Source organism: Cellulosimicrobium sp. CpK407 (genome assembly GCF_051844275.1).
GTDB lineage: Bacteria > Actinomycetota > Actinomycetes > Actinomycetales > Cellulomonadaceae > Cellulosimicrobium > Cellulosimicrobium cellulans_G.
The window spans coordinates 53360-78247 of the sequence record NZ_JBGNYC010000004.1 but is presented as its reverse complement, the minus strand read 5'-3'; the positions used below and the strand labels follow the sequence as shown (position 1 = coordinate 78247).

The 24888-nt window shown below is 75.1% G+C and carries 22 protein-coding genes; 13 read left to right on the top strand and 9 right to left on the bottom strand.

The window, feature by feature from the left end:
* The first annotated feature begins 70 nt into the window (after positions 1-70).
* Entirely contained in the window at positions 71-2182 is a 2112-nt protein-coding gene (locus ABWU78_RS03160; RefSeq protein WP_439157522.1) for an ATP-dependent DNA helicase, read from the top strand.
* Between the two features lie 46 nt (positions 2183-2228).
* Entirely contained in the window at positions 2229-3239 is a 1011-nt protein-coding gene (locus ABWU78_RS03155; RefSeq protein ID WP_253051343.1) for an L-lactate dehydrogenase, read from the top strand.
* Positions 3240-3397: 158 nt separating this feature from the next.
* Here ABWU78_RS03155 and lexA read toward each other — a convergent pair whose 3' ends face one another.
* Positions 3398-4132 (bottom strand): transcriptional repressor LexA, encoded by a 735-nt coding sequence (gene lexA / locus ABWU78_RS03150; RefSeq protein ID WP_253051344.1) that lies wholly within the window; start codon positions 4130-4132, stop codon positions 3398-3400.
* 333 nt (positions 4133-4465) lie between these two features.
* On the opposite strand from lexA, the gene ABWU78_RS03145 reads away from it, so the two are divergent.
* Together ABWU78_RS03145 and nrdR are read left to right on the top strand one after the other, a co-directional pair.
* On the top strand, positions 4466-4828 hold the full coding sequence (locus ABWU78_RS03145) for a LysM peptidoglycan-binding domain-containing protein (protein WP_439157521.1): 363 nt from the start codon (positions 4466-4468) through the stop codon (positions 4826-4828).
* Between the two features lie 428 nt (positions 4829-5256).
* Positions 5257-5796 (top strand): transcriptional regulator NrdR, encoded by a 540-nt coding sequence (gene nrdR / locus ABWU78_RS03140; RefSeq protein ID WP_253051346.1) that lies wholly within the window; start codon positions 5257-5259, stop codon positions 5794-5796.
* A gap of 69 nt (positions 5797-5865) precedes the next feature.
* Here the strand turns inward: nrdR and ABWU78_RS03135 are convergent, their stop codons facing one another.
* Positions 5866-6939 (bottom strand): aldo/keto reductase, encoded by a 1074-nt coding sequence (locus ABWU78_RS03135; protein ID WP_253051347.1) that lies wholly within the window; start codon positions 6937-6939, stop codon positions 5866-5868.
* Positions 6940-7105: 166 nt separating this feature from the next.
* On the opposite strand from ABWU78_RS03135, the gene ABWU78_RS03130 reads away from it, so the two are divergent.
* Positions 7106-7300 carry a DUF5302 domain-containing protein gene (locus ABWU78_RS03130; protein WP_047233781.1) on the top strand — a complete coding sequence of 65 codons (195 nt, stop codon included), beginning with the start codon at positions 7106-7108 and terminating at the stop codon, positions 7298-7300.
* Between the two features lie 92 nt (positions 7301-7392).
* Here the strand turns inward: ABWU78_RS03130 and ABWU78_RS03125 are convergent, their stop codons facing one another.
* The 3 genes from ABWU78_RS03125 to ABWU78_RS03115 all read right to left on the bottom strand — a co-directional run bounded on the left by ABWU78_RS03125 (position 7393) and on the right by ABWU78_RS03115 (position 11500).
* Positions 7393-7812, bottom strand: coding sequence for a pyridoxamine 5'-phosphate oxidase family protein (locus ABWU78_RS03125; protein WP_353706722.1), 420 nt, complete (start codon positions 7810-7812; stop codon positions 7393-7395).
* Positions 7813-7932: 120 nt separating this feature from the next.
* Positions 7933-9132 (bottom strand): phosphoglycerate dehydrogenase, encoded by a 1200-nt coding sequence (serA, locus tag ABWU78_RS03120; protein ID WP_253051349.1) that lies wholly within the window; start codon positions 9130-9132, stop codon positions 7933-7935.
* A gap of 106 nt (positions 9133-9238) precedes the next feature.
* Positions 9239-11500 (bottom strand): HelD family protein, encoded by a 2262-nt coding sequence (locus ABWU78_RS03115; protein ID WP_439157520.1) that lies wholly within the window; start codon positions 11498-11500, stop codon positions 9239-9241.
* A 181-nt stretch (positions 11501-11681) separates the two neighbouring features.
* Here ABWU78_RS03115 and ABWU78_RS03110 point away from each other — a divergent pair, with 181 nt between their 5' ends.
* The 5 genes from ABWU78_RS03110 to ABWU78_RS03090 all read left to right on the top strand — a co-directional run bounded on the left by ABWU78_RS03110 (position 11682) and on the right by ABWU78_RS03090 (position 16718).
* A complete protein-coding gene (locus tag ABWU78_RS03110; RefSeq protein ID WP_439157519.1) occupies positions 11682-13013 on the top strand; it encodes a PP2C family protein-serine/threonine phosphatase in 1332 nt (443 codons plus the stop codon).
* On the top strand, positions 13010-14698 hold the full coding sequence (locus ABWU78_RS03105) for a sensor histidine kinase (RefSeq protein ID WP_439157518.1): 1689 nt from the start codon (positions 13010-13012) through the stop codon (positions 14696-14698). The genes ABWU78_RS03110 and ABWU78_RS03105 overlap by 4 nt, the downstream gene beginning before the upstream one ends.
* The gene (locus ABWU78_RS03100) at positions 14695-15135 is read left to right on the top strand and encodes a response regulator (protein WP_253051353.1); all 441 of its coding nucleotides are present in this window, start codon (positions 14695-14697) and stop codon (positions 15133-15135) included. Before ABWU78_RS03105 ends, ABWU78_RS03100 begins: the two co-directional genes overlap by 4 nt.
* Before the next feature lie 132 nt (positions 15136-15267).
* On the top strand, positions 15268-16194 hold the full coding sequence (locus tag ABWU78_RS03095; protein WP_253051354.1) for a proteasome assembly chaperone family protein: 927 nt from the start codon (positions 15268-15270) through the stop codon (positions 16192-16194).
* A 320-nt stretch (positions 16195-16514) separates the two neighbouring features.
* Entirely contained in the window at positions 16515-16718 is a 204-nt protein-coding gene (locus ABWU78_RS03090) for a cold-shock protein (RefSeq protein WP_034655075.1), read from the top strand.
* A 76-nt stretch (positions 16719-16794) separates the two neighbouring features.
* On the opposite strand, the gene ABWU78_RS03085 is transcribed toward ABWU78_RS03090, so the two are convergent.
* Complete coding sequence (locus ABWU78_RS03085) at positions 16795-17637, bottom strand: spermidine synthase (protein ID WP_353709472.1); 843 nt, start codon at positions 17635-17637, stop codon at positions 16795-16797.
* 189 nt (positions 17638-17826) lie between these two features.
* Between ABWU78_RS03085 and ABWU78_RS03080 the strand changes: the two genes are divergently transcribed.
* Genes ABWU78_RS03080 through ABWU78_RS03070 form a run of 3 tightly spaced genes read left to right on the top strand, consistent with a single transcriptional unit; the run spans position 17827 to position 20002 of the window.
* A complete protein-coding gene (locus ABWU78_RS03080) occupies positions 17827-18270 on the top strand; it encodes an SAV_6107 family HEPN domain-containing protein (protein ID WP_253051356.1) in 444 nt (147 codons plus the stop codon).
* A gap of 39 nt (positions 18271-18309) precedes the next feature.
* Positions 18310-19566 (top strand): DNA polymerase IV, encoded by a 1257-nt coding sequence (locus ABWU78_RS03075; protein WP_439157517.1) that lies wholly within the window; start codon positions 18310-18312, stop codon positions 19564-19566.
* A gap of 37 nt (positions 19567-19603) precedes the next feature.
* The gene (locus ABWU78_RS03070; RefSeq protein WP_439157516.1) at positions 19604-20002 is read left to right on the top strand and encodes a DUF3040 domain-containing protein; all 399 of its coding nucleotides are present in this window, start codon (positions 19604-19606) and stop codon (positions 20000-20002) included.
* On the opposite strand, the gene ABWU78_RS03065 is transcribed toward ABWU78_RS03070, so the two are convergent.
* The 3 genes from ABWU78_RS03065 to ABWU78_RS03055 are packed head-to-tail and all read right to left on the bottom strand — an operon-like array spanning position 19950 to position 24596.
* Positions 19950-22250 (bottom strand): transglutaminaseTgpA domain-containing protein, encoded by a 2301-nt coding sequence (locus tag ABWU78_RS03065; protein ID WP_439157515.1) that lies wholly within the window; start codon positions 22248-22250, stop codon positions 19950-19952. The two genes, ABWU78_RS03070 and ABWU78_RS03065, sit on opposite strands and share 53 nt — an antisense overlap.
* Positions 22247-23587, bottom strand: a complete 1341-nt coding sequence (locus ABWU78_RS03060; RefSeq protein WP_439157514.1) for a DUF58 domain-containing protein — start codon at positions 23585-23587, stop codon at positions 22247-22249. Before ABWU78_RS03060 ends, ABWU78_RS03065 begins: the two co-directional genes overlap by 4 nt.
* 1 nt (position 23588) lies before the next feature.
* Complete coding sequence (locus ABWU78_RS03055; RefSeq protein ID WP_439157559.1) at positions 23589-24596, bottom strand: AAA family ATPase; 1008 nt, start codon at positions 24594-24596, stop codon at positions 23589-23591.
* Positions 24597-24888 lie beyond the last annotated feature (292 nt).

The window sequence follows — 24888 nt, the reverse complement described above, 5'->3', positions numbered from 1 at the left end:
GTCGCGGCGTGTCCGCCACCGTCGTCCACAGGGCCGCCGCCCCGTGGGCGACCGACCGTAGACTCGGCGGGTGCCCCCCTCCACGCGACCCGCCCCCGACCGCGTCGACGCCGAGGGGCCGCGGACCCCGGCCGGCACCGCGGGAGGCGACGTGCCCGACGTCGACGCGCTGCTCGACGTCGCCGTCACGCGGCTGGGCGGTGCGCGGCGCGACGGCCAGCACGCGATGGCGCGCGCGGTCACCGACGCGATCGAGGGGTCGGAGCACCTCGTGGTGCAGGCGGGGACGGGCACGGGCAAGTCGCTCGGGTACCTCGTGCCGGCCGTGCGGCACGCGGTGGCGACCGACGAGCGGGTGATCGTCTCGACGGCGACCCTCGCGCTGCAGCGCCAGGTCATCACGCGCGACCTCCCGCTGGTGGCCGACGCCGTGGCGGACCGCCTCCCGCGCCCCGTCACCATCGCGCTCCTCAAGGGCTGGCACAACTACCTGTGCGTCCACAAGATCGCGGGCGGGTACCCGGCCGACGAACCGACGCTGTTCGACCTGCCGGGCGAGTCCGCGGGCACCGCCGACCACCCCGCCGCGCGCGGCGGGACCAGCGCCGCGGCGCTCGGCGAGCAGGTCGTGCGCCTGCGCGCGTGGGCCGAGGAGACGTCGACCGGGGACCGGGACGACCTCGTGCCCGGCGTGAGCGACAAGGCGTGGCGGCAGGTCTCGGTCACCGCCCTCGAGTGCCTGGGCCAGCGGTGCCCTCTGCTCGCGGAGTGCTTCCCCGAGAAGGCGCGCGCGACGGCCCGCGAGGCCGACGTCGTCGTGACCAACCACGCGATGCTCGGCATCGCCGCGATGGGGTCGCCCGGGGTGCTGCCCGAGCACGACGTGCTCGTCGTCGACGAGGCGCACGAGCTCGCCGACCGCGTGACGGCGGCCGCGACGGTCGACCTGTCGGTACCGGCGATCGAGAGCGCGGCACGCCTCGCGCGGCGGCACGGCGGCGTGACCACGGACGCGCTCGACGCGGCGTCGGCGGCGTTCGGGACGGTCGTCGGGTCGCTGCCCGCCGAGCGGTTCCCCGACGGCCTGCCCGACGGCGCGCGCTCGGCGGTCGCCGCGGTGCGCGACGCCGCGCGGGAGGTCCTCTCGACGCTCAAGCCCGAGACCGGGGTGACCAAGCCGGCCCAGCCCGACTCCGGGCTGAAGATGGCGCAGTCGACGATGCTGCAGCTCTTCGAGGTCGCCGAGCGCATGGCCGCGGACCCGACCGGGCACGACGTGCTCTGGTGCTCGCGCCCCGGCGAGGGCGGCTGGTCGGCCGACCGGTTCGGGGAGGGCGCGAGCCGCCTGCACGCCGCCCCGCTGGGCGTCGCGGGCCTCATCCGTACGCACCTGCTCGCCGAGCGGACCGGGGTGTTCACGTCCGCGACGCTCGCGCTCGGCGGCAGCTTCGACGCCGTCGCGCGCACCTTCGGGCTCGGGGGCGGTGGCGAGGGCGGCGACGCCGACGGACCACGGTGGCGCGGCCTCGACGTCGGCAGCCCGTTCGACTACGCGCGGCAGGGCATCCTCTACGTCGCCAAGGCCCTCCCGACGCCGGGCCGCGAGGCCTCCACGGAGCACCAGCTCGACGAGATCGCCGCGCTCGTCGAGGCGGCGGGCGGGCGCACGCTCGGCCTGTTCTCGTCGCGCCGCGCCGCGGTCGCCGCGGCGGAGGCGATGCGCGAGCGGCTCGACGTGCCGATCCTGTGCCAGGGCGACGACCAGCTCCCGACGCTCGTGCGCGAGTTCACCGACGACCCGGCCACCTGCCTGTTCGGCACGCTGTCGCTCTGGCAGGGCGTCGACGTGCCCGGGCCGTCGTGCCAGCTCGTGCTCATCGACCGGATCCCGTTCCCCCGTCCGGACGACCCGGTGAAGTCGGCCCGGGCGCGGGCGGTCGAGGCGGCGGGCGGCAACGGCTTCATGCAGGTCTCCGCGACGCACGCCGCCCTCCTGCTCGCGCAGGGCGCCGGCCGGCTCGTCCGGTCCACCACGGATCGAGGCGTGGTCGCGGTCCTCGACCCGCGTCTCGTGACCGCGCGCTACGGCACGTTCCTCACGCGGTCCATGCCGGGGTTCTGGCAGACGACCGACCGCGACGTCGCCACCGGTGCGCTCCGGCGCCTCGCCGCCCTAGGCTGAGTCCTTTCCGCGGTCTTCACGATTCCAGCGACTTCACGGAGGCGACATGACGACGAGCACGTCCCCGCAGGGCACGGGTGACGCGAGCACGGGTGGGCCGGGAGGGGGAGCGCGGACGACCAAGCTGGCGATCGTCGGCGCGGGTGCGGTCGGGTCGACCCTGGCGTATGCGGCCCTCATGCGCGGGGCCGCGCGCACCGTGGCGCTCCTGGACGTGAACCGGGCGAAGGTCGACGCGGAGGTGGCGGACCTCCAGCACGGCATCCAGTTCATGCCGATGGCCCGGGTCGAGGGGTCGGACGACGTCGCGGTGTGCGCGGGGGCCGACGTGGTCGTCGTGACGGCCGGGGCGAAGCAGAAGCCGGGCCAGACGCGGCTCGACCTCGCCGAGGGCACGATCGGCCTCATGCGGACGATCCTGCCGGGTCTCGTGGAGGTCGCCCCGGACGCGGTCTACGTCATGGTGACCAACCCCGTCGACATCGTCACCTACGCGGCGCTCAAGTTCTCCGGGCTGCCGCCTTCGCAGCTCTTCGGCAGCGGGACCGTCCTCGACTCCTCGCGGCTGCGCTTCCTCGTGGCCCAGCACTGCGGCGTCGCGGTGCAGAACGTCCACGCGTACATCGCCGGCGAGCACGGCGACAGCGAGATCCCGCTGTGGAGCTCGGCGACCATCGGCGGCGTCCCGCTCCTCGAGTGGCCCGGCCTGGGCGGTCGCGGTCCGCTCACGGCAGGCGTGCGCGACGACATCGCGCGCGAGGTCGTGCAGTCGGCCTACCGGATCATCGAGGGCAAGGGGGCGACGAACTACGCCGTGGGGCTCGCGGGCACGCGCATCATCGAGGCCGTGCTCGACGACGAGCACCGCATCCTGCCCGTCTCGACGCTGCTCGACGGCGCGTACGGGCTCGACGACGTGTGCCTCTCGCTGCCGACGCTCGTCGACCGGCGTGGCGCCACCGAGCGGGTCGAGGTCCCGCTGTCCGACGCGGAGCTCGCCGGGCTGCGCTCGTCCGCCGAGTCGCTGCACGCCGTCGCCCGGCGCTTCGGTCTCTGACCGACCGGTTCGCCGGCGGGTCCGGAACGGCGTGTGAGAGCCGGGTGGTCGACGACCACCCGGCTCTCGGCGCTTCCGACCTCGACGTGCCGGCGCCCGCCTCGTCCGCCCCGCGAGGGACCGCTCGGGAGGGTGCGGCGACGGACGGTCCGTGCGGCTCAGAGGCTGCGCAGCACGGAGACGACGCGGCCGAGGACCTGGGCGTCGTCGCCAGGGATCGGGTCGTACGCGGCGTTGTGCGGCATGAGCCAGACGCGACCGTCCGCGCGGCGCAGGGACTTCACCGTGGCCTCGCCGTCGATCATCGCCGCGACGATCTCGCCGTTCTCCGCGACGGGCTGGCGGCGGACGACGACCCAGTCGCCGTCGCAGATCGCGGCGTCGACCATCGAGTCGCCCTGCACCCGCAGGAGGAAGAGCTCGCCCTCGCCGACGAGCTGGCGAGGCAGCGGGAAGACGTCCTCGACGACCTGCTCCGCGAGGATCGGGCCGCCGGCGGCGATGCGGCCGACGACCGGGACGTAGGACGGAGCCGGGTGCGCCTCGTCGTACGCGGGCTCGGGCGCGGAGCCCGCTGCCGTGAGCGGGGTGGCGCGGCGCGCGTCGTCCGGCTGGACGACCTCGATCGCGCGGGGGCGGTTCGGGTCGCGACGCAGGAAGCCCTTGCGCTCGAGAGTCGTGAGCTGGTGCTTCACCGACGACGGGCTCGTCAGGCCCACGGCCTCGCCGATCTCCCGCATGCTCGGCGGGTAGCCGCGCTGCTCGACGCACGCGCGGATGGTCTCGAGCACGAGGCGCTGGCGCGGCGTGAGCCCGTCACCCCCCGCCGACCCGTCCGGGAGCTCCCGCACCTCGGCGAGCCCCCGTGCCCTGTCCGTGCCTCGTCCCGCCATGGTCGCTCCGCCTTCGTCCGTCGCGGCCGCCGACGCCTCCCGGGCGTGCGGCCTCCCCTCCCCGGGGCGTGCGCTCCGGGACCTCGGTCGCCCCTCCGGGTCCGAGCGGACATGTCCGGCGAACCGACCTGACCCCAGGCTAGGGGAGGTTGCGACACGAATCAAACACCTGTTCGAGCATGTCTCGACTCTGTCGGTCGTTCGTGATAGACCTTCGTACAGGTGTTCTACGTACACGTGTTCGACCGACCCGGTCGGCGCGGAGGCGAAGGGCTCGCGGCGTCCGATCGACCGGGGAAGGCGATCGGGCCCGCGGGCCGGGACGGAGCAGGCATGGATGCGATGGCGATCTCGACGGTCGGGCCCCTCGGCCCTGCGGGCGGGGTGACGGGGCGTGCGGAGGAGCGGCCGCTGCGGCTCACGCGCCGGGGCCGCGTGGTCCTCGTGCTCCTGGCCGCCGCGGTCCTGCTGCTGGCCGCGCGGGTGGGCGTCGCCGTCGCGAGCGGCCCGGGCGAGCCCGTGGAGGTCCGGGTGCACGTCGTGAGCTCGGGGGAGACGCTGTGGGAGCTCGCGCAGGGGGTGGCGGCGCCGGGAGAGGACCTGCGCGACGTCGTGGGCGGGCTCGCCGAGCTCAACGGGCTCTCGTCCTCGGGCCTCCAGGCCGGCCAGAAGATCCTCCTCCCGGCGTCCGCCTGAGGCCGGCTGGGCGCCCTCGGTGCGGACGCGAGAGCGCGCTGTGACGCAGGACACGGGCGAAACCGGGCCCCGTGCGGTGCGCAGGGGTTGCGGCATCATTTAGGTCGCCCTAAGTTAGTGTCACCTCACAACGCCGGCTGGGGGGCTGGGCGGACGAGGTGAGGAGCGCGCGGTCCACCGCGACTCCTGTGCACGTCGCCGCGCGTGAGGCGAGTCACGCGCGAGATGGGGACGGGGGCGTCCCGACGGGGGCGGTCGACCACGACCGCCCCCGTTCTGCCGTCCACGAGCACCGGTGCGGCCGTCTGCGCGCCGACGACGCGGCGGGCGCGAGCGGCCGGCGTCGGAGGCGTGTTGCACGGTCCCGCCGCGACGGCATACGTTCGTCGCGCCGACCTGTCGGCGCGAACCCCGCGGAGGAGCCCGCCATGCACTGCCCGTTCTGCCGCCACGCGGACTCCCGCGTCGTCGACTCGCGCACCTCGGACGACGGCGCGTCGATCCGTCGGCGCCGCCAGTGCCCCGAGTGCAACCGCCGCTTCACGACGATCGAGACCGCGAGCCTGTCCGTGGTCAAGCGCTCCGGCGTCACGGAGCCCTTCTCGCGCGAGAAGATCGTCAACGGCGTGCGCAAGGCCTGCCAGGGGCGACCCGTCAACGAGGACGACCTCGCGGTGCTCGCGCAGCGCGTCGAGGAGACCATCCGGGCGAGCGGCAGCGCCGAGCTCGACGCGTACGAGATCGGGCTCGCGATCCTCGGGCCGCTGCGCGAGCTCGACGAGGTCGCCTACCTGCGCTTCGCGAGCGTCTACCAGGCGTTCGACTCGCTCGAGGACTTCGAGAGCGCGATCACGTCGCTGCGCGTCGAGCGCGAGGAGCGCGAGACGGCCGCGGCCCGGGCCGAGGAGGGCTCGAGCGGCACCGCTCCGGGGGCGGACGTTCGCGGGGAGGTCGCACCGCACGCCTGAGGCCGCACGCGCGAGGGCACGTCGCGGCCCCGGCAGGGGTCCCGCGTCGTCGGCGCGCGTCCGGCGGGCCTACAGGTCGCTGGACCGCGACGCCCAGATGTTGATGCCGGTGTCCGCGGGCAGCGCGTCGACGGCAGCGAGCTCCTCGGCGGAGAGCGCCGGCGCGTCGAGCGCGGCGAGGTTCTCGTCGAGCTGCCGCGTCGAGCTCGCGCCGAGCAGCACGGACGTGACGCGCTCGTCCCGCATCGCCCAGAGGATCGCCGTCGTGGCGAGGCTGCGCCCGTGGGCGCGGGCGAGGTCGTCGAGCCGGCGGACGTGGTCGAGGTTCGCCTCCGAGAGGAACGCCGGTCGGAGCGGCCCCCCGCGCGCCGCGCGCGAGTCGTCCGGAACCCCGCGCAGGTACCGGTCGGTGAGCATCCCCTGGGCGAGCGGCGAGAAGGCGACGACCCCGAGCCCCGCGGCGCCCGCGACGTCGAGCACGGACGCGCCCGCGGGGTCGTGCGGGTCGGGCTCCTCGACCCACCGGTTGAGCATCGAGTACGACACCTGCGTCACGACGAGGTCGACGCCCACCTGCTCCGCGACCCGCAGCGCCTCCCGGGTGCGACGCGCCGAGTAGGACGAGATGCCCGCGTACCGCGCGCGACCCGAACGGACCGCGGTGGCGAGCGCACCGACCGTCTCCTCGAGCGGCGTCGTCGGGTCGAAGCGGTGGGAGTAGAAGATGTCGACGTGGTCGAGCCCGAGGCGACGCAGCGAGGCGTCGAGCGAGGAGAGCAGGTACTTGCGCGAGCCGCCCTCTCCGTAGGGGCCGGGCCCCATGCGGTAGCCGGCCTTGGTCGTCACGACGAGCTCGTCGCGCACCGTCCGCAGCTCGCGCGCGAGGAGGTGCCCCAGGGACTCCTCGGCCGCTCCGCCCGGCGGGCCGTAGTTGTTCGCGAGATCGAGGTGGGTCACGCCGCGGTCGACCGCGTGCAGCACGATCTCGCGCTGCGTCGCCCGCGGGTCGGCGTCGCCGAAGTTCTGCCACAGGCCCAGCGACACCGCCGGCAGCGCCAGCCCGGACCGACCGAGACGGCGGTGCGGCAGCGGGGCCCGGTCCGGGAACGGGGGAGCGGCGGAGGCGGAGGAGTCGGTCGGCACGCGGCCGACGCTACCCGACACCGTCCGGCCGTCCGTCGGAGACCGGCCGACCGGCGGACAAATCAGGTGGCGTCCGGCGACGCGGTGCGGGAGGCTGGCGAGGTGCCCGCACCGTCGGGCCGACCGCAGTGCACGACCGAGTTCCCCCATCGACGAGGAGACCGCCATGGCGTCCGACCAGCAGCGATCCGCTGCAGACACCGCACCGACCGACGAGGCCAAGGCGAAGTTCCGGGAGGCGCTCGACCGGAAGAACGCGGCGCGCCACCGCACGGCCGACGGCGAGTCCAACACCGGGTCGGTGCACGGGTCCGAGACCGTGGGGCCGGTCCAGCGCACGTTCCGCCGCAAGTCCGGCTGACGGCCGCCTCCGGCTCAGCGTTCGTCGTCGTCCGGTCGCCCCGTCGGGGGCGGCCGGACGACCTGCGTCGGCGCCTTGACGGGGAAGTGCGGCTAGGCCTCCGACCGGGCGAAGCGTCGCCCCGTCACCTCGCGGACCTCGATGACGACCCATTCCTCGGTCGGGACGTCCACGACGGGGACGAGGGGTGCGGCGTCCTCCTGGACGGCGTCGACCTCGTGCTCGCTGCGCGGCCGGTGCGCGGTGCCGCGGGCGACGACGCTCCACGCCCCGTCGTCGTCCACGTGGTCCCACTCGAGAGCGACGCGTTCGTTGGTCGCCAGGGTCGCGAGCTTGGTCCCGGGGACGGTGCGGAACGCGAGCGTGCGCTCGTGCGCCCGCACCGTGACGGGGTAGATGTCCGGCTCGCCCCGCACGCTCACGGCGAGGCGTGCGACGTGGGTCCCCTCCACGAGGTCCCACGACGCGTCGGCGTCGAGGATCTGCGGCCCGTCGTGCGTGTATCCGGTCATGCCTCATCGTGGCACCGCCGAGCGCGGGGCGCTCAGCGGCGAAGGTCATGCCGCCCGAGGACCTTCGCCGCGTGCGCCGGGGCGACCCGGTGCACGCGGCGAAGGCGCTCGCGGTGGGCGTCAGTCGAGGACGCGCAGGGCGATCGTCTGCTCCATCGCGGCCAGGGCCTCGATGACGGCGGGCTCGACGCGCGAGCCGACGTCCGTGACGACGTAGCCGATCTCGCCACGCGTGGCGAGGAGCTGGCCCTCGATGTTCGTGCCGTGCTCCGCGAGGGTCGCGTTGACGGCCGCGAGGACGCCCGGCGTGTTCCGGTGCAGGTGCGTGATGCGCGTGATCCCGGTCGTCTGCTCGAGCGCGAGGTTCGGCACGTTGACGCTGAGCGTCGTCGAGCCCGTCGTGAGGTAGTCGCGCAGCTTGGCCGAGACGAACTGGCCGATCGCCTCCTGCGCCTCCTCGGTCGAGCCACCGATGTGCGGCGTGAGGATGACGTTCGGCAGGCCGCGCAGCTCGGAGTCGAACGCGTCGCCCTTGCGCTTGGGCTCGTGCGGGAACACGTCGACGGCGGCGCCGGAGACGCGGCCCTCCTCGATCGCCTCGCGCAGCGCGCCGTAGTCCACGACGAACCCGCGCGACAGGTTGAGGAAGATCGAGCCCTGGCGCATGCGGGCGAACTGCTTGGCGCCGAACAGCCCGGCGTTGCCCTGGCGGCCGTCGACGTGCAGCGTGACGACGTCCGCCTGCTCCAGCAGCTCGTCGAGCGTGTCCATGCGTCGCGCGTTGCCGAGCGCGAGCTTCTCCGCCGTGTCGTAGAAGACCACGGACATGCCGAGGTTCTCGGCCACGACCGAGAGCTGGGTGCCGATGTTGCCGTACCCCACGATGCCGAGCGTGCGGCCGCGGACCTCGTGCGCCCCCTCCGCCGACTTGTCCCAGCGGCCCTCGTGCAGCGCGCGGTCGCGCTCGGTGAGCCGGCGCGTGAGCGCGATGATCTCGGCGAGCGCGAGCTCGACGACGGAGCGCGTGTTCTGGAACGGGGCGTTGAACACGGCGACGCCCTGCGACGCGGCGGAGCGCAGGTCGATCTGGTTCGTGCCGATGCAGAACGCGCCGAGCGCCACCAGGTCGGGGGCGTTCTCGAGCACGTTCGCGGTGACGTTCGTCTTGGACCGGATGCCGAGGAGGTGGACCCCGTCGAGGGCCTCGATCAGCTCGGACTCGTCGAGGGCGCCGGTGCGGACGGTGACGTCGATCCCCGCCGCCTCGAGGTTCGAGGCGGCGAGAGGGTGCAGGTTTTCAAGGAGGAGGGCGCGTAGCACGCTCCCATGGTGCGCCCGGTCCATGGTCCGGGCCAAACGGGTCTTGACCCTCGGGACGAGGTGAACGACCGATCCGAACGGCCGGACGCGCCGGCGGCCGACCGGGTCAGGGCGCGACGCGCGCCCCGTCGCGGGCGGCCGTGCCCGCCGTCGTCGAGCCCGTCCCGGTCACGCCCTCCGGGAGCGCGCGGGCGTGCACGACGACCAGGCGCTGGGTCGGGCGGGTCATGGAGACGTAGAGGTCCGAGGCGCCGGAGGGGCCGGTCGCGATCTCGGCGGGCTCCACGAGCACCACGGCGTCGAACTCGAGCCCCTTCACCTGGACCGGGTCCAGGACCGTGAGGGGGGCGTCCGGTCCGGCGTCCACGAGACCGAGGGCGGCGCGCAGGGCGGGCACGGCCTGCGCCGCGGCGACGACGGCGACGCGCCCCGACTCCGCGGCGACGAACTCCGCGCGCGCCGCGTCGGCCTCGGCACGGACCTGGGCGGGGAGGCCGTCGGGCGTCGCCTCGACGACGCGCAGCGCGTCCTCCACGTCGCGCGCGGACGTGAGCGGCGAGACGGGCAGCCCGGCGGCGAGGGCGGCGCGGCGGGCGGCGTCGGCCACGGAGGCGGGGGTCCGGTAGTTCACGGTCAGCTCCGCGAGCCGCCACGCGTCGCGGAAGACCGGGTCGAGCATGCCCTTCCACGAGCGCGCCCCCGCGAGCGACGACGTCTGCGCGACGTCGCCGACGACCGTGAACGAGCGCGTCGGGCACCGGCGCACGAGCATGCGCCACGCCATGGCCGAGAGCTCCTGGGCCTCGTCGACCACGACGTGCCCGTAGGTCCACGTGCGGTCCTGCGCGGCGCGCTCCGCGGTGGTGAGGCGCGGGCCGCTCGCCGAGAAGCGCTCGGCGAGCACGTCCGCGCCGACGATCCCGCCGCCCGCACCGGACGACTCGAGCACCTGCCGCGCGTACTCGAGGTCCTGAGCCCGCTGCGCCGCCCGTGCGGCGGCCTCGGCCCGCTCCGCCTGGTCGTCCTCGCCGAGCAGCTCCGCGGCCTCGTCGAGGAGCGGCACGTCCGCGGGCGTCCACGGCGCCCCCTTCGGCCGCTCGAGCAGCCGCCGGTCGGCGGGCGAGAGCTCGGGCGCCGCCTCGGCGAGCCGGTGCGGCTTGGTCCACAGGTCCTCGACGAGGCGCTCCGGCGTGAGGGGGAGCCACGCGAGGTTGAGCGCGACGCGCACGTCGCGGTGCGAGCGCAGGTCCTCGAGCGCGAGCGCGCGGTCCTCGCCGACGAGCGGCTCGCCGAGCTGGCGCCCGTACTGGTCCACGAGGCGCGAGAGCATCTCGCGGACGAACGTGACGCGCGCGAGGTTGTGCGGCTTGTGGGTGCGCCGGGCCTTCGCGATGGCGTCGCGGACGTCGCGGCGCCGGATCAGCAGGTCGTGGCCGTCGAGGCGCACGGGGACGTCCTCCGCGGGCACGCGCTCGCGCGCTCGCACCGCGCGTCGCACGGCCCGGGCCATGACCGCCCGTCCCTTGACGCGCGCGACGCGGGGGTCCTCCGTGCCGTCGGCGACGACGCCCGGCAGGAGGTCGGCGATCGTCGTGCTGACGACGCCCGTCTCGCCCAGCGACGGCAGCACCTGGTCGATGTAGCGCAGGAACGAGTGGCTCGGGCCGACGAGGAGGACGCCCGAGCGCTCGAGCAGCCGCCGGTGCGCGTAGAGGAGGTAGGCGGCGCGGTGCAGCGCGACGGCGGTCTTGCCCGTGCCGGGCCCGCCCTGCACGACGAGCGCACCGGCCAGCCCGGACCGGATGATCGCGTCCTGCTCGGCCTGGATCGTCGCCACGATGTCGCCCATGCGCCCGGTGCGTCCTGCCGCCATCGCGGCGAGGAGCGCGCCCTCGCCGGAGAGCGTCGTCCCGGTGACGGCCTCGGGCGCGTCCAGGTCCAGGAGCTCGTCCTCGAGGCCCGTCACGTCGCGCCCGCGCGTCACCAGGTGCCGACGCCGGACGACGCCGTCGGGGTGGGCCGCCGTCGCGCGGTAGAACGACTGCGCCGCGGGCGCGCGCCAGTCGGTGAGGAGGCTCGTGTGCTCGGCGTCGGTCAGGCCGATGCGCCCGACGTAGCGGCGCGTGCCGTCGTCCAGGTCGAGGCGGCCGAACGCGAGCCGGTCCTCGACCGCGTCGAGCTGCGCGACGCGGTCCTCGTACAGCGTCGCGAACGCGTCGCGCTCGCTCCGGTTCTGCGGCGAGCCCGACGGTCCGGACCGGCGGACGGCGTCGAGCCGCGCGCGGGCGGCGGCGCGCAGCTCGTCGAGGCGTGCGTAGAGGGTGTCCACGACCTCCTGCTCGAGCCGGAGCTCGTCGTTGCGTCCCACGCTGTCCCTTCCCTCGGCCGGGCGTCGCGCCCGGGCGCCCGCCCGTGACACGGCCGTCCATTATGGCGCACGGGCGCCGGGCCCGGGACCGGTCCTCGGCGCGTCCCGGGCCCGTGACCGGGCCGGACGCGCGGCTGACGCTAGGATCGTGGGCCATGGCGACCAGAGGGGAGCGGGCGTCGTGACCGGGACCGACCGTCAGGTCCCCGCGCGGCCCTCGGCGCGGGGCGACGAGGCCGACGCGCGCGACCAGGCGCTGTCCGAGCGCGCGGTCCTCGCCCCGACGGACGAGCTGCGCATCCTCCTCGTCGAGGACGACGACGGCGACGCGATCCTCGTCGAGGAGCTGCTGGCGGACGGCAACCTCACGGTCGACCTCCACCGTGCGACGACCCTCGACGCCGCGCTCGAGATGCTCGTCTCCTGGCACGTCGACTGCGTCCTGCTCGACCTCGGGCTGCCCGACTCGGTCGGGCTGTCGGCGGTCGAGCGGGTGCGGACCGGCACCCACCCGCCCGCCCTGGTGGTCCTCACGGGGCACTCCGGCATCGACCTCGGCGTCCAGGCCGTCGCGGCCGGCGCCGACGACTACCTGGTGAAGGGGGAGGTCGACGGCGACCTCCTGAGCCGGTCGGTGCGCTACGCCGTGCAGCGCCGCATGTCCGTCGAGCAGCAGCGCGCGCTGTACCGCAGCGAGGTCCGAGCGGCCGAGACCGCGCGGCTGGAGCGCGCGCTCCTGCCCACGCCGCTCGTCCAGGACGACCGGCTCGACGTCATGGTGGGCTACGTCCCCGGCGGCAACGGCCTCCTCGGCGGCGACTTCTTCGACGCGGTCGAGCGACCCGACGGGACCGTCCTGTGCATCATCGGCGACGTCGCGGGCCACGGCCCCGACGAGGCCGCGCTCGGTGCGACGCTGCGCACCGCGTGGCGCACCATCGTACTCTCGGACACCCAGCCGGAGGGCATCCTCCCGCTCCTGGAGCGCGTCCTCGTGCCCGAGCGCGCCCGTCCCGAGGTCTTCGTCACGCTCTGCCAGGTCGTGGTCTCCGCGGACCGCCGCCGCGCGGAGGTGTACCTCGCCGGGCACCTCGCCCCGCTCCTGCTGCGCGACACCGCGACCGAGATCACGCCCACCGCGCGCGGCCGTGCGCTCGGCATCCCCGTGCAGGGCGGGTGGACGTCGCAGTCCGTCGACCTCGGGGAACGCTGGGCGCTCATGCTCTACACGGACGGGCTCGTCGAGGCGACCGTCGCGGGGCCGGGGGGAGCGGTCGGGCCGCGCGCCCGACCGGAGCGCGTCGGCGTCGACGGCCTGCGCCGCGCGGTCGACAGCGCTCTCGAGCAGGGCGTCGAGGGGGTCGTGGAGCGCGTCTTCCGCCGCGTGCGCGACCTGCACGGCGGCCCGCTGGCCGACGACGCCGCGCTCCTCGTGCTCGGCTGGGGCGGGGACGAGGGCACCCCCGGCGAGCGCACGGCGACCCTCGCCGACTCGGACGAGTGGGCCCGGTGACGCCCCCGGTGGGCGAGACGGCCGTCGCGGGACGCGCCGGGCGCCGGCGTGCCCCGACCCTGCGCCGCCGGCTCGGGTGGGCGCTCGTCGTCGCGGGCGTGATCCTCCTCGGCGTCCTCGCGACGTCGGCCATCGCGCTCTCGCGCGTGCTCACCATCCAGAACGAGGTCACCGGGCCGTTCTTCGACGCCGTGACCGGGGCGGACGCCGCGTACGTGGGCCTCCTCGACGCCGAGGTCGCGGTCCGTGCGTACGTCGCGACCGGCGACGACACCGCCCTCGAGGCCTACACCCGTGCGGTGGGGACGGACGCCGAGGGCGTCGTCCCGGACCCCACCCTCGTCGACCGCCTCGGGTTCGACGCGGAGCTCGCGGCGCTGGCCGGGCGGTCCGACGCCTCCGTGCGGGCCTGGGTCGCCGACTACGCCGAGCCGGCCATCGCGACCACCGAGGACGACGGACCGGGACGGGTGCGTGCCGTCGACCAGGCCCACGGTGCCGAGCTGTTCGCGGCCGCCCGGGCCGACACCGCGCGGTACGTCGACGCGCTCCGGGCCGAGCGCGTGGAGCGGCTCGACGCGCTCGACCGGTGGAGCCGGGCGCTCTTCGGGAGCGTCCTCGTCCTGGTCGGCTCGGCGCTCGCGGTCGGGATCATCCTCTGGGTGTGCCTCAAGCGGTGGGTGACCGAGCCGATGGCCGAGCTCGCGCACCGCGTGCGGCTCGTGAGCTCCGGGAGCCTCGACGAGCCGGTCGTGACCTCGGGCCCGGCGGAGATCGCGGACCTCGCCCAGGACGTCGAGCACATGCGCGTCGAGCTCGTGAACCAGGTCGCGGAGATCAAGGCGTCGCACGAGGACGCCGCCCGCTCGCACGAGCTCCTCGCCGAGCAGGCGAGCGAGCTCGAGCGGTCCAACCGCGACCTCGAGCAGTTCGCCTACGTCGCGTCCCACGACCTCCAGGAGCCGCTGCGCAAGGTCGCGAGCTTCACGCAGCTCCTCAAGAAGCGGTACGGCGGGGAGCTCGACGACCGTGCGGACCAGTACATCGACTTCGCGGTCGACGGCGCCAAGCGCATGCAACGCCTCATCCAGGACCTGCTCGGCTTCTCGCGCGTCGGCCGGACGGGCAGCGAGCGCGTCGACGTGGACCTCGAGCGGGAGCTCGAGGGCGTGCTCGAGGACCTGTCCGAGAAGGTCGCGGAGACCGGGGCGAGCATCACGCACGACCCGCTGCCCGTCGTCGTCGGCGAGCGCGCGCTCCTGCACCAGCTGCTGGCCAACCTCGTCGGCAACGCGCTGAAGTTCCGCGACCCGGACCGGCCGCCGGCCGTGCACCTGGGGGTGCTCGCGCGCGACACGCACTGGGAGATCTCCGTCGAGGACAACGGGATCGGGATCGACCCGCAGTACGCGGAGCGCGTGTTCGTCATCTTCCAGCGTCTGCACGCCAAGGACGTGTACGAGGGGACCGGCATCGGGCTCGCGCTGTGCAAGCGCATCGTCGAGTACCACGGCGGCCGGATCTGGATCGAGCCGCGCGAGGGCGGGACGACGATCCGCTTCACGCTCGCCCACGCGTACGTGCACGCGCAGGTCGGCTACGCTCGCTCCGACCCCGACCCCGACGGCGCGGAGCAGGTCACCCCTGCCCGCGCGCGCGACGACGACGAGGAGAGCCCCGCATGAGCCACGGCAGCAAGCCGATCGACGTCCTCCTGGTGGAGGACGACCCCGGCGACGTGCTCATGACGCGCGAGGCGTTCGAGGACCACAAGGTGACGAACCGTCTGTCGGTGGTCTCCGACGGCGTGAGCGCGCTGCAGTTCCTGCGCAAGGAGGGCGAGCACGCGGACGCCCCGACGCCGGACCTCATCCTCCTCGACCTCAACCTGCCCCGGATGGACGGGCGCGAGGTCCTCGCCGAGCTCAAGGCGGACGAGGCGCTGCGCAAGATCCCGGTCGTCGTCCTGACGACGTCGGAGGCCGAGGAGGACGTCGTGCGCAGCTACTCGCTGCACGCCAACGCGTACGTCACCAAGCCCGTCGACTTCGACCGTTTCATCGACGTGGTGCGCCAGATCGACGACTTCTTCGTCTCGGTGGTGCGCCTGCCCGGTCGCTGACCTGGGCGCGGTCCCGGGCGGGCGCGTGCGGGCCGCCGCTCCGGGAAGAACCGCGGGCCGAGGCGTGTTGTCCTCGTCAGGCCCGCCGCGCCGTCGGCAGCGCGCGGGCGAAGGACGTCACGAGGAGGATGCATGCTGGACCCTCGCGGGATCTACGAGCTCGACGAGCAGGCGGTGGCCCGCCTGTGGCCCACGCCGCCCGAGCCGGGCGCCGGGCCCGTGCTGCTGCACGCCGTCGCGGGGTTCGTCGACGCGGGCAGCGCGGGCGCGGTGGCGGTCGACCACCTGCTGGAGCTCGGCGAGGTCACCCGGGTGGTGACGTTCGACGTCGACCAGCTCCTCGACTACCGCTCCAAGCGGGCCACGATGACCTTCAGCACCGACCGCTGGTCCGACTACGACGAGCCCCACCTGGTGATCGACCACGTGCGCGACGCCGAGGGGACGGGGTTCCTGCTGCTGCACGGCGCTGAGCCGGACGTCCAGTGGGAGCGCGTGGTGGCTGCGGTGCGCGACGTCGTCGAGCGCCTCGGCGTGTCGCTCACGGTCGGCTTCCACGGCATCCCGATGGGGATCCCGCACACGCGCCCGCTCTCGGTCACGGCGCACGCGACCCGGCCCGAGCTGCTCGGCGAGCACACGTCGTGGTTCGGCACCGTGAAGGTCCCGGCCAGCCTCGCCGCGCTGCTGGAGCTGCGGCTCGGCCGCGCCGAGCACGACGCGCTCGGCGTGACCGTGCACGTGCCGCACTACCTGGCGCAGTCGTCGTACCCGCCCGCGGCGGTGGTCGCGCTCGAGCACGTGCAGCGCGTCACGGGCCTGGACCTCGCGACGAGCGGGCTCGCGGAGGCGGTGCAGGAGGCGAAGGCCGAGGTCGAGCGTCAGGTGCGGGACTCCGAGGAGGTCGCCGCCGTCGTGCGCGCTCTCGAGGAGCAGTACGACGCGTTCGCGCGCTCCGTGGGTCGGACGAGCCTGCTCGCCGAGTCCGCGCCGATCCCGACGGCCGACGAGCTCGGTGCGGAGTTCGAGCGTTTCCTCGCCCAGCAGTCGGGCGACTGAGCCGCGGCTCGCCCCACCCGCCCCGGTCCGCGGACCGGGGCGGAATGTGCCGAAAAATCATCACGAGAGGTGGCGAGTTCCGTGGCGGACCGGACGTGGTCCGTGCCACACTGTCACCCGTTGCAGTGACGTACTTGCGCACGACCCGGTGCAGGGCCGGTACGTGGGTCCGCCCGGCGGGGTGGTCCGGCGTCGGGCCTGCCGGCCGCACACGGCCGGGCGCCGGCGAAGGACGTGGGACATGGCATTGCGGCGCACGGGGGTGGACGAAGGGTCCGCTCGCTGATGTCCCCGGACGGACAGAAGGTCAGAGGAAGAGCATGGCGCAGGGTTCTGTGAAGTGGTTCAACGCCGAGAAGGGCTACGGCTTCATCGCGCAGGACGGCGGCGGTGCCGACGTCTTCGTGCACTACTCGGCGATCGAGTCGAACGGGTACCGCACGCTCGACGAGGCGCAGCGGGTCGAGTTCGAGATCACCCAGGGGCCGAAGGGCCCGCAGGCGGAGAAGGTTCGTCCGCTCTGACGTCCACGACGTCTCGCGGCCGGATCACCCGGTCGTCGCAGGAGCCGCGTCCCTCGGGCGCGGCTCCTGTCGCGTCTCACGACCCGTCTGCCGCCGGGCCGTCGGCCGGCGCGACCTCGGGGTCGTCGAGCACCGGGGCGGTGCCCACGAACGCGCGCAGCTCGTCGCCCGTGACGACGCGTGCCGGGACGGCGAGCGAGCGGACCGCACGCGCCAGCGTCGCGCTCGACAGGCTCGGCGCACCCGACCCGGCACGGACCGCGGCCAGGACGACGTTGCCGTAGCGGCGGCCCTTGAGCTGCGCGGGCTCCGCGATCGCCGCGACCCGGTCCTCCGCGCAGGACGCCTCTCCGAACGCGGCCGCGAGGGTCGCGGTCTCGCGGCGCGCCGTCGTGAGCGGCGGCCGGTCGGCGCAGTTGACGAGGTAGACCCCGCCCGGGCGCAGGACCCGGTGCACCTCGTCCGCCATGCCGCGGGTCGCGAGGTGGTCGGGCGTGCGGTCGCCGTCGAACACGTCACGGACGACGACGTCGTACGAGGCGTCGGGAAGGCTCGCCACCGCGTGCCGCGCGTCGTCGGCGCGCAGCCGGAGCCGGGGGGAGCGCGGGAGGTCGAACCACGTGCGGACCAGCTCGAGCAGGCGGGAGTCGAGGTCGACCCCGAGCTGGGACGAGCCGGGCCGGGTGTGCTCCACCCAGCGCGGGAGGCTGCACCCCGCCGCGCCGAGGTGCAGCGCGCGCAGAGGGCCGGGGGCGAGCTCGTCCACGACGGCCGCCATCTGCTGCATGTACTCGAACGCGAGCATCCCGGGGTCGTCGAGGTCGAGGTAGGAGCTGGGGACGCCGTTGACGTACAGCGTGACCGCCGACGGGTGGTCGGGGTCGCGCTCGACGTGCGCCGTCCCCGTCGACGTGGCCACGGGCCCGGTCGGCAGGTCGGGGGCCGCGCCACGGCTCCCGTTCGCCCGGCGCCGGGACCGTGTGGGTGGCGCGGAGGACCCTGGGGAACGTCGGGAGGTGCGGCGAGCCATGTGCTCACCGTAGGGCCGGCCGGCACCGGACGTTGACAGGATCGAACAGGTGTTCGATAGTGGAGGAGGAGGTGCGCGATGTCGAACGAAGCAGGCGCGAAGGGGGCGGTCGCCGTCCCCGCCGAGGTCCGTCGGCTGCTGGACCGTGCGGACGCGGAGCTCGTCGCGGCGGCGCTCGCGCAGGACGCGGGCGAGCGCTTCGTGCACGCGCACCTCGGTGCGCTGCGCGCCGCCGCGGCGGTCGTCGCGCTGCGTGCCCGGCCCGTGCGCCGCGGCCGGGCCCGCTCGGTGTGGGACCAGCTCGCGGACGCCGAGCCGTCGCTCGCCGCCTGGTCCGGCTACTTCGCGAGCGGGGCGCGCGTCCGCGCCGCCGTCGACGCGGGCCGGTTCGACGCCGTGGACCCGCGCCGGGCCGACGAGCTCGTGGCGTGCGCCGAGGACTTCCGCGACGAGGTCGCGATGCTCGTCGACCCCGACGCCGGGTTCGTCCGGATGCCCGGCCTGCGGACGGTGGCGTCGTGACCCGGGCGCTGCCTGCGTCGAGCGCCCGGTGAGGCGGCGATGAGCCGCGGTCCGCGCGCGAGCGTCCGCCGCGACTGGGGCGACGACGAGGAGGGGTGCTCGATCCTCCACGTCGACATGGACGCGTTCTTCGCGTCCGTCGAGCTCGCCCGGCGCCCCCAGCTCGTCGGTCGCCCGGTGATCGTCGGCGGCGCGGAACGGGGTGTCGTCCTCGCGGCGACGTACGAGGCGCGGGCCTTCGGTGTCCACTCGGCGATGCCGATGGTGACGGCGCGCCGCCTGTGCCCGCAGGCGATCGTCGTCCCGCCGGACCACACGCGGTACCACGAGGTCTCCCGGTCCGTCATGGCGGCGATCGGCGAGATCACGGCGCTCGTGGAGCAGGTGAGCGTCGACGAGGCGTTCCTCGACGTGAGCGGGGCCCGGCGACGGCTCGGGCCGCCGACGCGGATCGCGGCCGAGCTGCGGCGCCGCGTGCGGGCCGAGCACGGCATCACCTGCTCGGTCGGCATCGCGACGAACAAGTTCGTCGCCAAGCTGGCCTCGACGCACGCGAAGCCGGACGGCGTGCTCCTCGTGCCGGCCGCGGCCACGGTCCCGTTCCTGCGCACGCTGCCCGTGGGCGCGCTGTGGGGGGTGGGGGAGCGGACCGAGAGCGCCCTCGCGCAGTGGGGCATCCGGACCGTCGCCGAGCTGGCCGACACGGACGTCGCCTCCCTCCAGGCAGCGGTCGGCAAGGTCGCGGGCGCGCACCTGCACGACCTCGCGTGGGGGCGCGACCCCCGGCCGGTCGAGCCCGAGCGGTCGGAACGGAGCATCGGCGCCGAGACGACGTTCGCCCACGACCTGCGCGACCTCACGGCGGTCCAGGCGCGCGTCCTGGAGCTCGCGGACCGGTGCGCGGGCCGGCTGCGCCACCAGGGTCTCGTCGCACGCACCGTGAGCGTGAAGGTCCGCACGAGCGACTTCCGCACCGTCACCCGCGCGCGGACCCTCGGCGCCCCGACGGACGTCGCGCGGGAGATCTACCTCGTGGCACGGGAGCTCGTCTCGAGCGTCGACCTGCGGGGCCTGGCCGTCCGGCTCGTGGGGGTCCGCGCGGAGGGTCTCGAGCCGCGCGCGGAGGCCGTCGTGCAGCCCACGCTCGAGGAGGCCGTCGAGGAGACGAGCGCGGCGCGGCGCCGCGTGGAGGAGGCCGTCGACGCGGTCCGAGGGCGGTTCGGCGTGAGATCCATCGCCATGGGGCCCGCCAGGGCCCGCTCGACTACCACCCCCGCGGATGTCGATCTATCCTGAGGGTGACACACGACCAGCGTGGAGAAACGGGGTGCTCATGCCTCTGTCTGAGTACGAGCAGCGGGTCTTGGAGCAGATGGAGCGCGCGCTCACCTCGGACGACCCGCGGTTGGCGAACACGCTCCAGGCGCCACGACGACGTTCGGCGCTGCGCTACGTCCTGGCCGGGGTCGGCGTGGTAGGCGGCCTCCTCCTCCTCGTGCTGGGCGCTGCGCTCTCGCAGACCTGGCTCGGGGTGATCGGCTTCGTCCTCATGTTCGGGGGCGTCGTCCTGGTCTTCCAGTCCCCGCGCTCGTCGCGCAAGGGACCGGTCGGGACCGTCGAGGCGGACGGCACCGTCCGCCCGGCCGCGCCGAGCAAGTCGACGCGCCGCAAGCCGTTCCTCAGCCGACTGGAAGAGCGCTGGGACCGTCGGCGCGAGCAGGACGGTCGCTGAGCGATCCCTCGACCGCGTCGACCGCCGCGTCGACGAGCTCCTGGAGCCGCTCCGGGCGGGTGACCGTCCGCGGTTCCGGGGCGTAACGCTCGGCCTCGAGGGCCGACGCCAGCCCGGCGACCGCCTCGGCCACGTCCTCGTCGCGCGGGTGCTGCCCGCGACGCGCCTGCAGGCTCGCGACGACGGCGGCGGGAACGCGGCGGGGAGTCGTGGACGTCGGCCACCGGACGTCGAGCGCCCCGAGCCTGTCGACGAGCTCGTCCCACGCGTCCTCGGCGTCACGCAGACTCGGTGTCTCGGAACGACGCCGCAGCACGAGCCACAGCGCCCCGCCGACGGCGACCGCGACGAGGAGCGCGACCCCCACGACGAGCGGCCACGGCGCGCCCTCGTCCGCACCGCCGCCGGTCGTCCCACCGGTCCCGGACGTCGTGGGTGCCGGGCTCGCGGGGGCCGAGGGCGCCCCGGTCGTCGCACCGGGGGTCGGCACGTTGCCCGGGTCCTGCGGGCCTCCCGGGGTGACGGCCACGGGCGTCGCCCAGCGCGGCGTGGGCCCCGTCTGCTGGGCCGGGGTCGGCTCGAACCGCACCCAGCCCTGGCCCGGGAACCAGAGCTCCGGCCAGGCGTGGGAGTCGCGGCCGGTGACCTGGAAGCTCGAGTCGTCGACGCGCTCGCCCGGCAGGAACCCGACGCCGAGGCGCGCGGGGATCCCGAGGGTCCGCGCCATCATCGTCATCGACGTCGCGAACTGGACGCAGTAGCCCGTGCGGTCCTGGAGGAAGTCCCAGACCGCGTCGCCGGAGTCGCCCGGGGGCACCTCGGTCGAGTACGTGAACTGCGAGACGTCGCGGAAGTACGTCTGCAGCGCGAGCGCCTGGTCGTAGCGGGTCGGCGCCCCCTCGACGACCGTGGCCGCCAGGTCGCGGATGTCCTGCTCGTGCTCGGTCGCCGGGACGTCGAGGTAGTTGGGGTCGTCCGGGTCCGCGCCGCTCGCCCCGCGGAGCGACTCCGCGTCGAGGGGGCGGGAGAAGACCGCGAGCTCGTAGGCGGTGCCCGCGCCGGTGGGCTGCTCGCCGAGCACCTCGTCGCGGACGTCGTCGTACGACCAGTCGCCGTCGATGTCCACGGTGCGGGGCTCGGTCGGGAGGGGGAGCTTCGTGTCCCGCAGCGACTCGAGCGTGACGCGTACGGAGGTCGGCTCCTCGACCCCGCCCGGGTCGGTGGGCCACAGCATCTGGTCGGCCGCCTCGATGGGGGTGCCGTCGCGGTCCGCGCCGCGCCGCCAGTTGGTGCCGTCGAAGCCCGTGAGGGTGAACACGCGGAGCGGGCCGACCTCGTCGCCGTCGGTGCGGTAGCGCAGCACGACCTCGCCCGAGCGCTCGGCGAGGTCGCGCCGCATGTCCAGGTCGTCCGAGAGCCGCACGGTCTGCCCGGTCGACGAGAAGAGCCGGGACCACGACGCCGACGCGACCTCGGGGAGAGAAGCGCTCGCCGACCCGAGACCCAGGGAGACGACCGCGACGGCGACCGCCACGACGAGCGCCCCGGCGGCACGCAGGCCACCGGCCGCACGGTCCTCGGCCCGTCGCGCGGCCGCGCCACGCCGCACGGTGCGGTGCGGGTTGTCGACCGCGAGGAGCAGGACCAGCGCCGTCACGGTCACGACGAACGCCAGGGGCGGGATCTCGCCCATGATGACGAGTCCCGGGACCCACAGCGCGAGGAGCGGCACCGCGACGCCTGCGCCCAGCCGGAGCCCGCCGGCCATGAGGTCGGCGACGAGGAACACGACGACGGCGCCGCCGACGGCCATGAGCGCGATCGGCAGGCTCGGGTCGATGGGGGCGACCTCGGCGAGCGTGAGGTCCCGCGCGGTGGAGAGCCGGGACAGGACCCGGTCGACGTTCGAGAGGCCGATGAGCGGGGAGAACCGGTCGGTCGGGCCGCCGTAGAGCCCGAGCAGGGCCCAGAGCCCGACGACGAGCCCGGCGAGCGAGGGGAGCAGCGCGGCCGGCGGGGCGAGGGTCTCCCCGCGAGCGGCGTGGCCGCGCTCGAGGGCGTACCGCGAGACGCCGGTCACGAGGGCCAGGACCGCGATGGTCCGCACGGCGGTGCCGGACCAGCCGCCCGGACCGATGACGCTGCCGAGCGCGTAGGTCGACGCCGTGACCGCGACGGCGACGAGCGCGGTCGTCGCGAGCACGCGGAGGCCGACCGAGGTCGTGGAGTCCGGGCGGGACGTGGTCATCGTGAGCCCTCCACGAGCAGGGTCCAGGCGTGCTCCAGGGACGCCGACGGGTCGACGAGCGCGGCGTGCCACCCGGTCGAGCGCAGGGCCGCGACCGTCTCGAGGGCGTCCGCGTGCTCGGGTGCCCAGGGACGAGCGCTCACCACGAGCGCGCGGTGCAGGCCGTCCCCGGCCATGGCCGCGACCGTGTGCCGGGCGACCGAGCCGAGCGGGCCGAGCACCGCGACGGTGATCTCGCCCGGGCGCCGGTCCCGCCGCAGCGCCTCGGACGTCGCGACGACCGAGCGGTCGGCGTCCGCGACGACGTGGTGCCCGTGCAGGTCGACGGTGGCGTCCAGGAGGTCGGCCGGGCCCTCGCCCGAGCGGTTGACGCGGAAGCCCGTGCCGGACACGACCGGCGCGAGCGACGTCGGGACGAGCCGGACGGGGTGGCCGGCCTGGAGGAGCGACACGCCGATCGACGCCGCGCACTCGACCGCCCACTCGCCGTCGGCGAGAGCGCGCGGGCTCGACGCGGCGAGCTCCGGGTGGGGCAGCAGCCCGCGGTCGAGGAGGACGCTGACGGGCGGCAGGCCCGCGCTCTCGTCCGCGCGGACCATGAGCTGACCGTGCCGGGCCGCGCTGGCCCAGTGCACGCGCCGCGGGTCGTCGCCGGCGACGTAGTCGCGCAGCACCGAGTCGTCGCTCGACGCGAGCCGGGCGCCCGACGCGGAGCGCTCGTGCTCGCCGAACGCGCGCGACCCGCGGACGGGCAGCTCCACCGTGCGCGGCCACACGGCGACCGCGGTCGGCTCGCCGAGCTCCTGGGTCGCGCTGACCAGGCCGAACAGGTCGACCCGCGTCGTGAGCAGCGGGCCGAGCGGCCACCGTCCGCGGCGGAGGGGGCGCAGTCGGTAGCGCACCGCGATGTGGTCGCCCACCGTCGCGACCTGGGCGCGCAGGGAGCCCTCGTCGCACAGCTCGTGCGCCGCCTGCTCGCTGATCCTCAGACGGGCGAGCGTCGTGGCCGTGGACGACGTCGCCCGCGTGGCCGCGACCGTGAGGCGCGCCGTCGTGAACTGCCCGCGCACGGCGGGGTTCGGCTGGACGCGGCGCGTCACGTGCAGGGCACCACGACCGCGGTCGATCCGACGGACGGCCATCCAGCACCAGGCGGCGCCGACGGCGAGCGCCCCGGCGACGCCGAGCCCGACGAGGTCGGGCAGCCCGAGCGTGACGCCCAGGACGGCGAGCGCGGCACCCGCGGCGAGCAGCACCGTGCCGCGGCGGGTCAGGCGCGCGCTGGCGAGGCTCCTGCCCCTGCCGCGGAGCCGCGCGAGGAACGACGGGGCGCGCACGTCAGCGTCGCTCGGTCGCGTCCAGGGCGGGGATCGGCGTCTGCGCCACGATCGACGCGACGACGGCCTCGGCGTCCTGGCCCGAGAGCCGGGCCTCCGTCGTGATGACGAGGCGGTGCGCGAGCACCGGGACGGCGAGGTACTGGACGTCGTCGGGGAGCACGTGGTCGCGCCCCGCCATGGCCGCGAGGGACTTCGCCGCGCGCAGGAGCTGGAGCGTCGTGCGGGGCGAGGCGCCGAGCCGCAGGCCCGGGTGCTCGCGCGTCGCGGTGACGAGGGCGAGCACGTACCGCTTGACGGCGGTGGACGCGTAGACGGCCCGCGCGACCTCGGCGAACCGCAGGACGGCCGCGCCGGTCGTCACGGGGCGGAGGTGCGCCAGCGGGTTGTCCGACTCCTGCCGGTCGAGCATCCGGAGCTCGGCGTCGACGTCGGGGTAGCCGACGGTCAGCCGCGCCATGAAGCGGTCGCGCTGCGCCTCCGGGAGCGGGTAGGTGCCCTCCATCTCGACGGGGTTCTGCGTCGCGACGACGAGGAACGGGCTCGGCAGCGGGTGGGTGGTCCCGTCGACCGTCGTCTGTCCCTCCTCCATGCACTCGAGGAGCGCCGACTGCGTCTTGGGCGAGGCGCGGTTGATCTCGTCGCCGATGACGATGTTCGAGAAGACGGGGCCGGGGCGGAACTCGAACTCGTGGTTCGCCGCGCGGTAGATGTTGACGCCGGTGAGGTCGCTCGGCAGGAGGTCCGGCGTGAACTGGATACGGCCGACCTTGCAGTCGATCGTGCGGGCCAGCGCCTTGGCGAGCGTCGTCTTGCCGACGCCGGGGACGTCCTCGATGAGGAGGTGACCCTGGGCGAGGAGAACGGCGACCGTGACCGTCACGAGGTCCGGCCGGCCCGTGACCACGGACTCGATGCCGGAGCGGATCCGGCCCGTGGTCTCGACCAGCTCGTCGAGTCCCGCGAGGGGGCCGCCCCCGGGCTCGTCGGAGGGCGCGACAGGGGCGATGTCGGGGAGCACGGAGACCTCCGTCGTCGGTGGCGCAGGGTCGCGGACCAGGGAGACCGCGGGTGGGAAGAGCCTAGTGGACCGTGCGCCGTGCGCCGAGCGTCGTCGCGAGGGCGGACGCGCCGCACGGGCGCGCGCCTGCCGCGGGGCCCGCGGGCGGGCTCCCGCCGCGACGCGCCATGGGGAGCACTCCCCTCCACCGCGCTCCACGGCGTCTGACCTGCGGAGATCCTGCGAAGGCGGGTGAAAGCCGGTGGATTCACCGAGAGCGGTGGAGGGAAGTGGAGTACCG

What these genes read in the sequence shown, in the direction of transcription:
- nrdR (WP_253051346.1), top strand. Translation starts at nt 5,257, where the DNA reads ATGCACTGCCCGTTCTGCCGCCACGCGGACTCCCGCGTCGTCGACTCG.
- ABWU78_RS03080 (WP_253051356.1), top strand. Translation starts at nt 17,827, where the DNA reads ATGTCGAACGAAGCAGGCGCGAAGGGGGCGGTCGCCGTCCCCGCCGAG.
- ABWU78_RS03065 (WP_439157515.1), bottom strand. Translation starts at nt 22,250, where the DNA reads ATGACCACGTCCCGCCCGGACTCCACGACCTCGGTCGGCCTCCGCGTG.
- ABWU78_RS03070 (WP_439157516.1), top strand. Translation starts at nt 19,604, where the DNA reads ATGCCTCTGTCTGAGTACGAGCAGCGGGTCTTGGAGCAGATGGAGCGC.
- lexA (WP_253051344.1), bottom strand. Translation starts at nt 4,132, where the DNA reads ATGGCGGGACGAGGCACGGACAGGGCACGGGGGCTCGCCGAGGTGCGG.
- ABWU78_RS03125 (WP_353706722.1), bottom strand. Translation starts at nt 7,812, where the DNA reads ATGACCGGATACACGCACGACGGGCCGCAGATCCTCGACGCCGACGCG.
- ABWU78_RS03095 (WP_253051354.1), top strand. Translation starts at nt 15,268, where the DNA reads ATGCTGGACCCTCGCGGGATCTACGAGCTCGACGAGCAGGCGGTGGCC.
- ABWU78_RS03130 (WP_047233781.1), top strand. Translation starts at nt 7,106, where the DNA reads ATGGCGTCCGACCAGCAGCGATCCGCTGCAGACACCGCACCGACCGAC.
- ABWU78_RS03090 (WP_034655075.1), top strand. Translation starts at nt 16,515, where the DNA reads ATGGCGCAGGGTTCTGTGAAGTGGTTCAACGCCGAGAAGGGCTACGGC.
- ABWU78_RS03100 (WP_253051353.1), top strand. Translation starts at nt 14,695, where the DNA reads ATGAGCCACGGCAGCAAGCCGATCGACGTCCTCCTGGTGGAGGACGAC.
- ABWU78_RS03075 (WP_439157517.1), top strand. Translation starts at nt 18,310, where the DNA reads ATGAGCCGCGGTCCGCGCGCGAGCGTCCGCCGCGACTGGGGCGACGAC.
- ABWU78_RS03145 (WP_439157521.1), top strand. Translation starts at nt 4,466, where the DNA reads ATGGATGCGATGGCGATCTCGACGGTCGGGCCCCTCGGCCCTGCGGGC.
- ABWU78_RS03155 (WP_253051343.1), top strand. Translation starts at nt 2,229, where the DNA reads ATGACGACGAGCACGTCCCCGCAGGGCACGGGTGACGCGAGCACGGGT.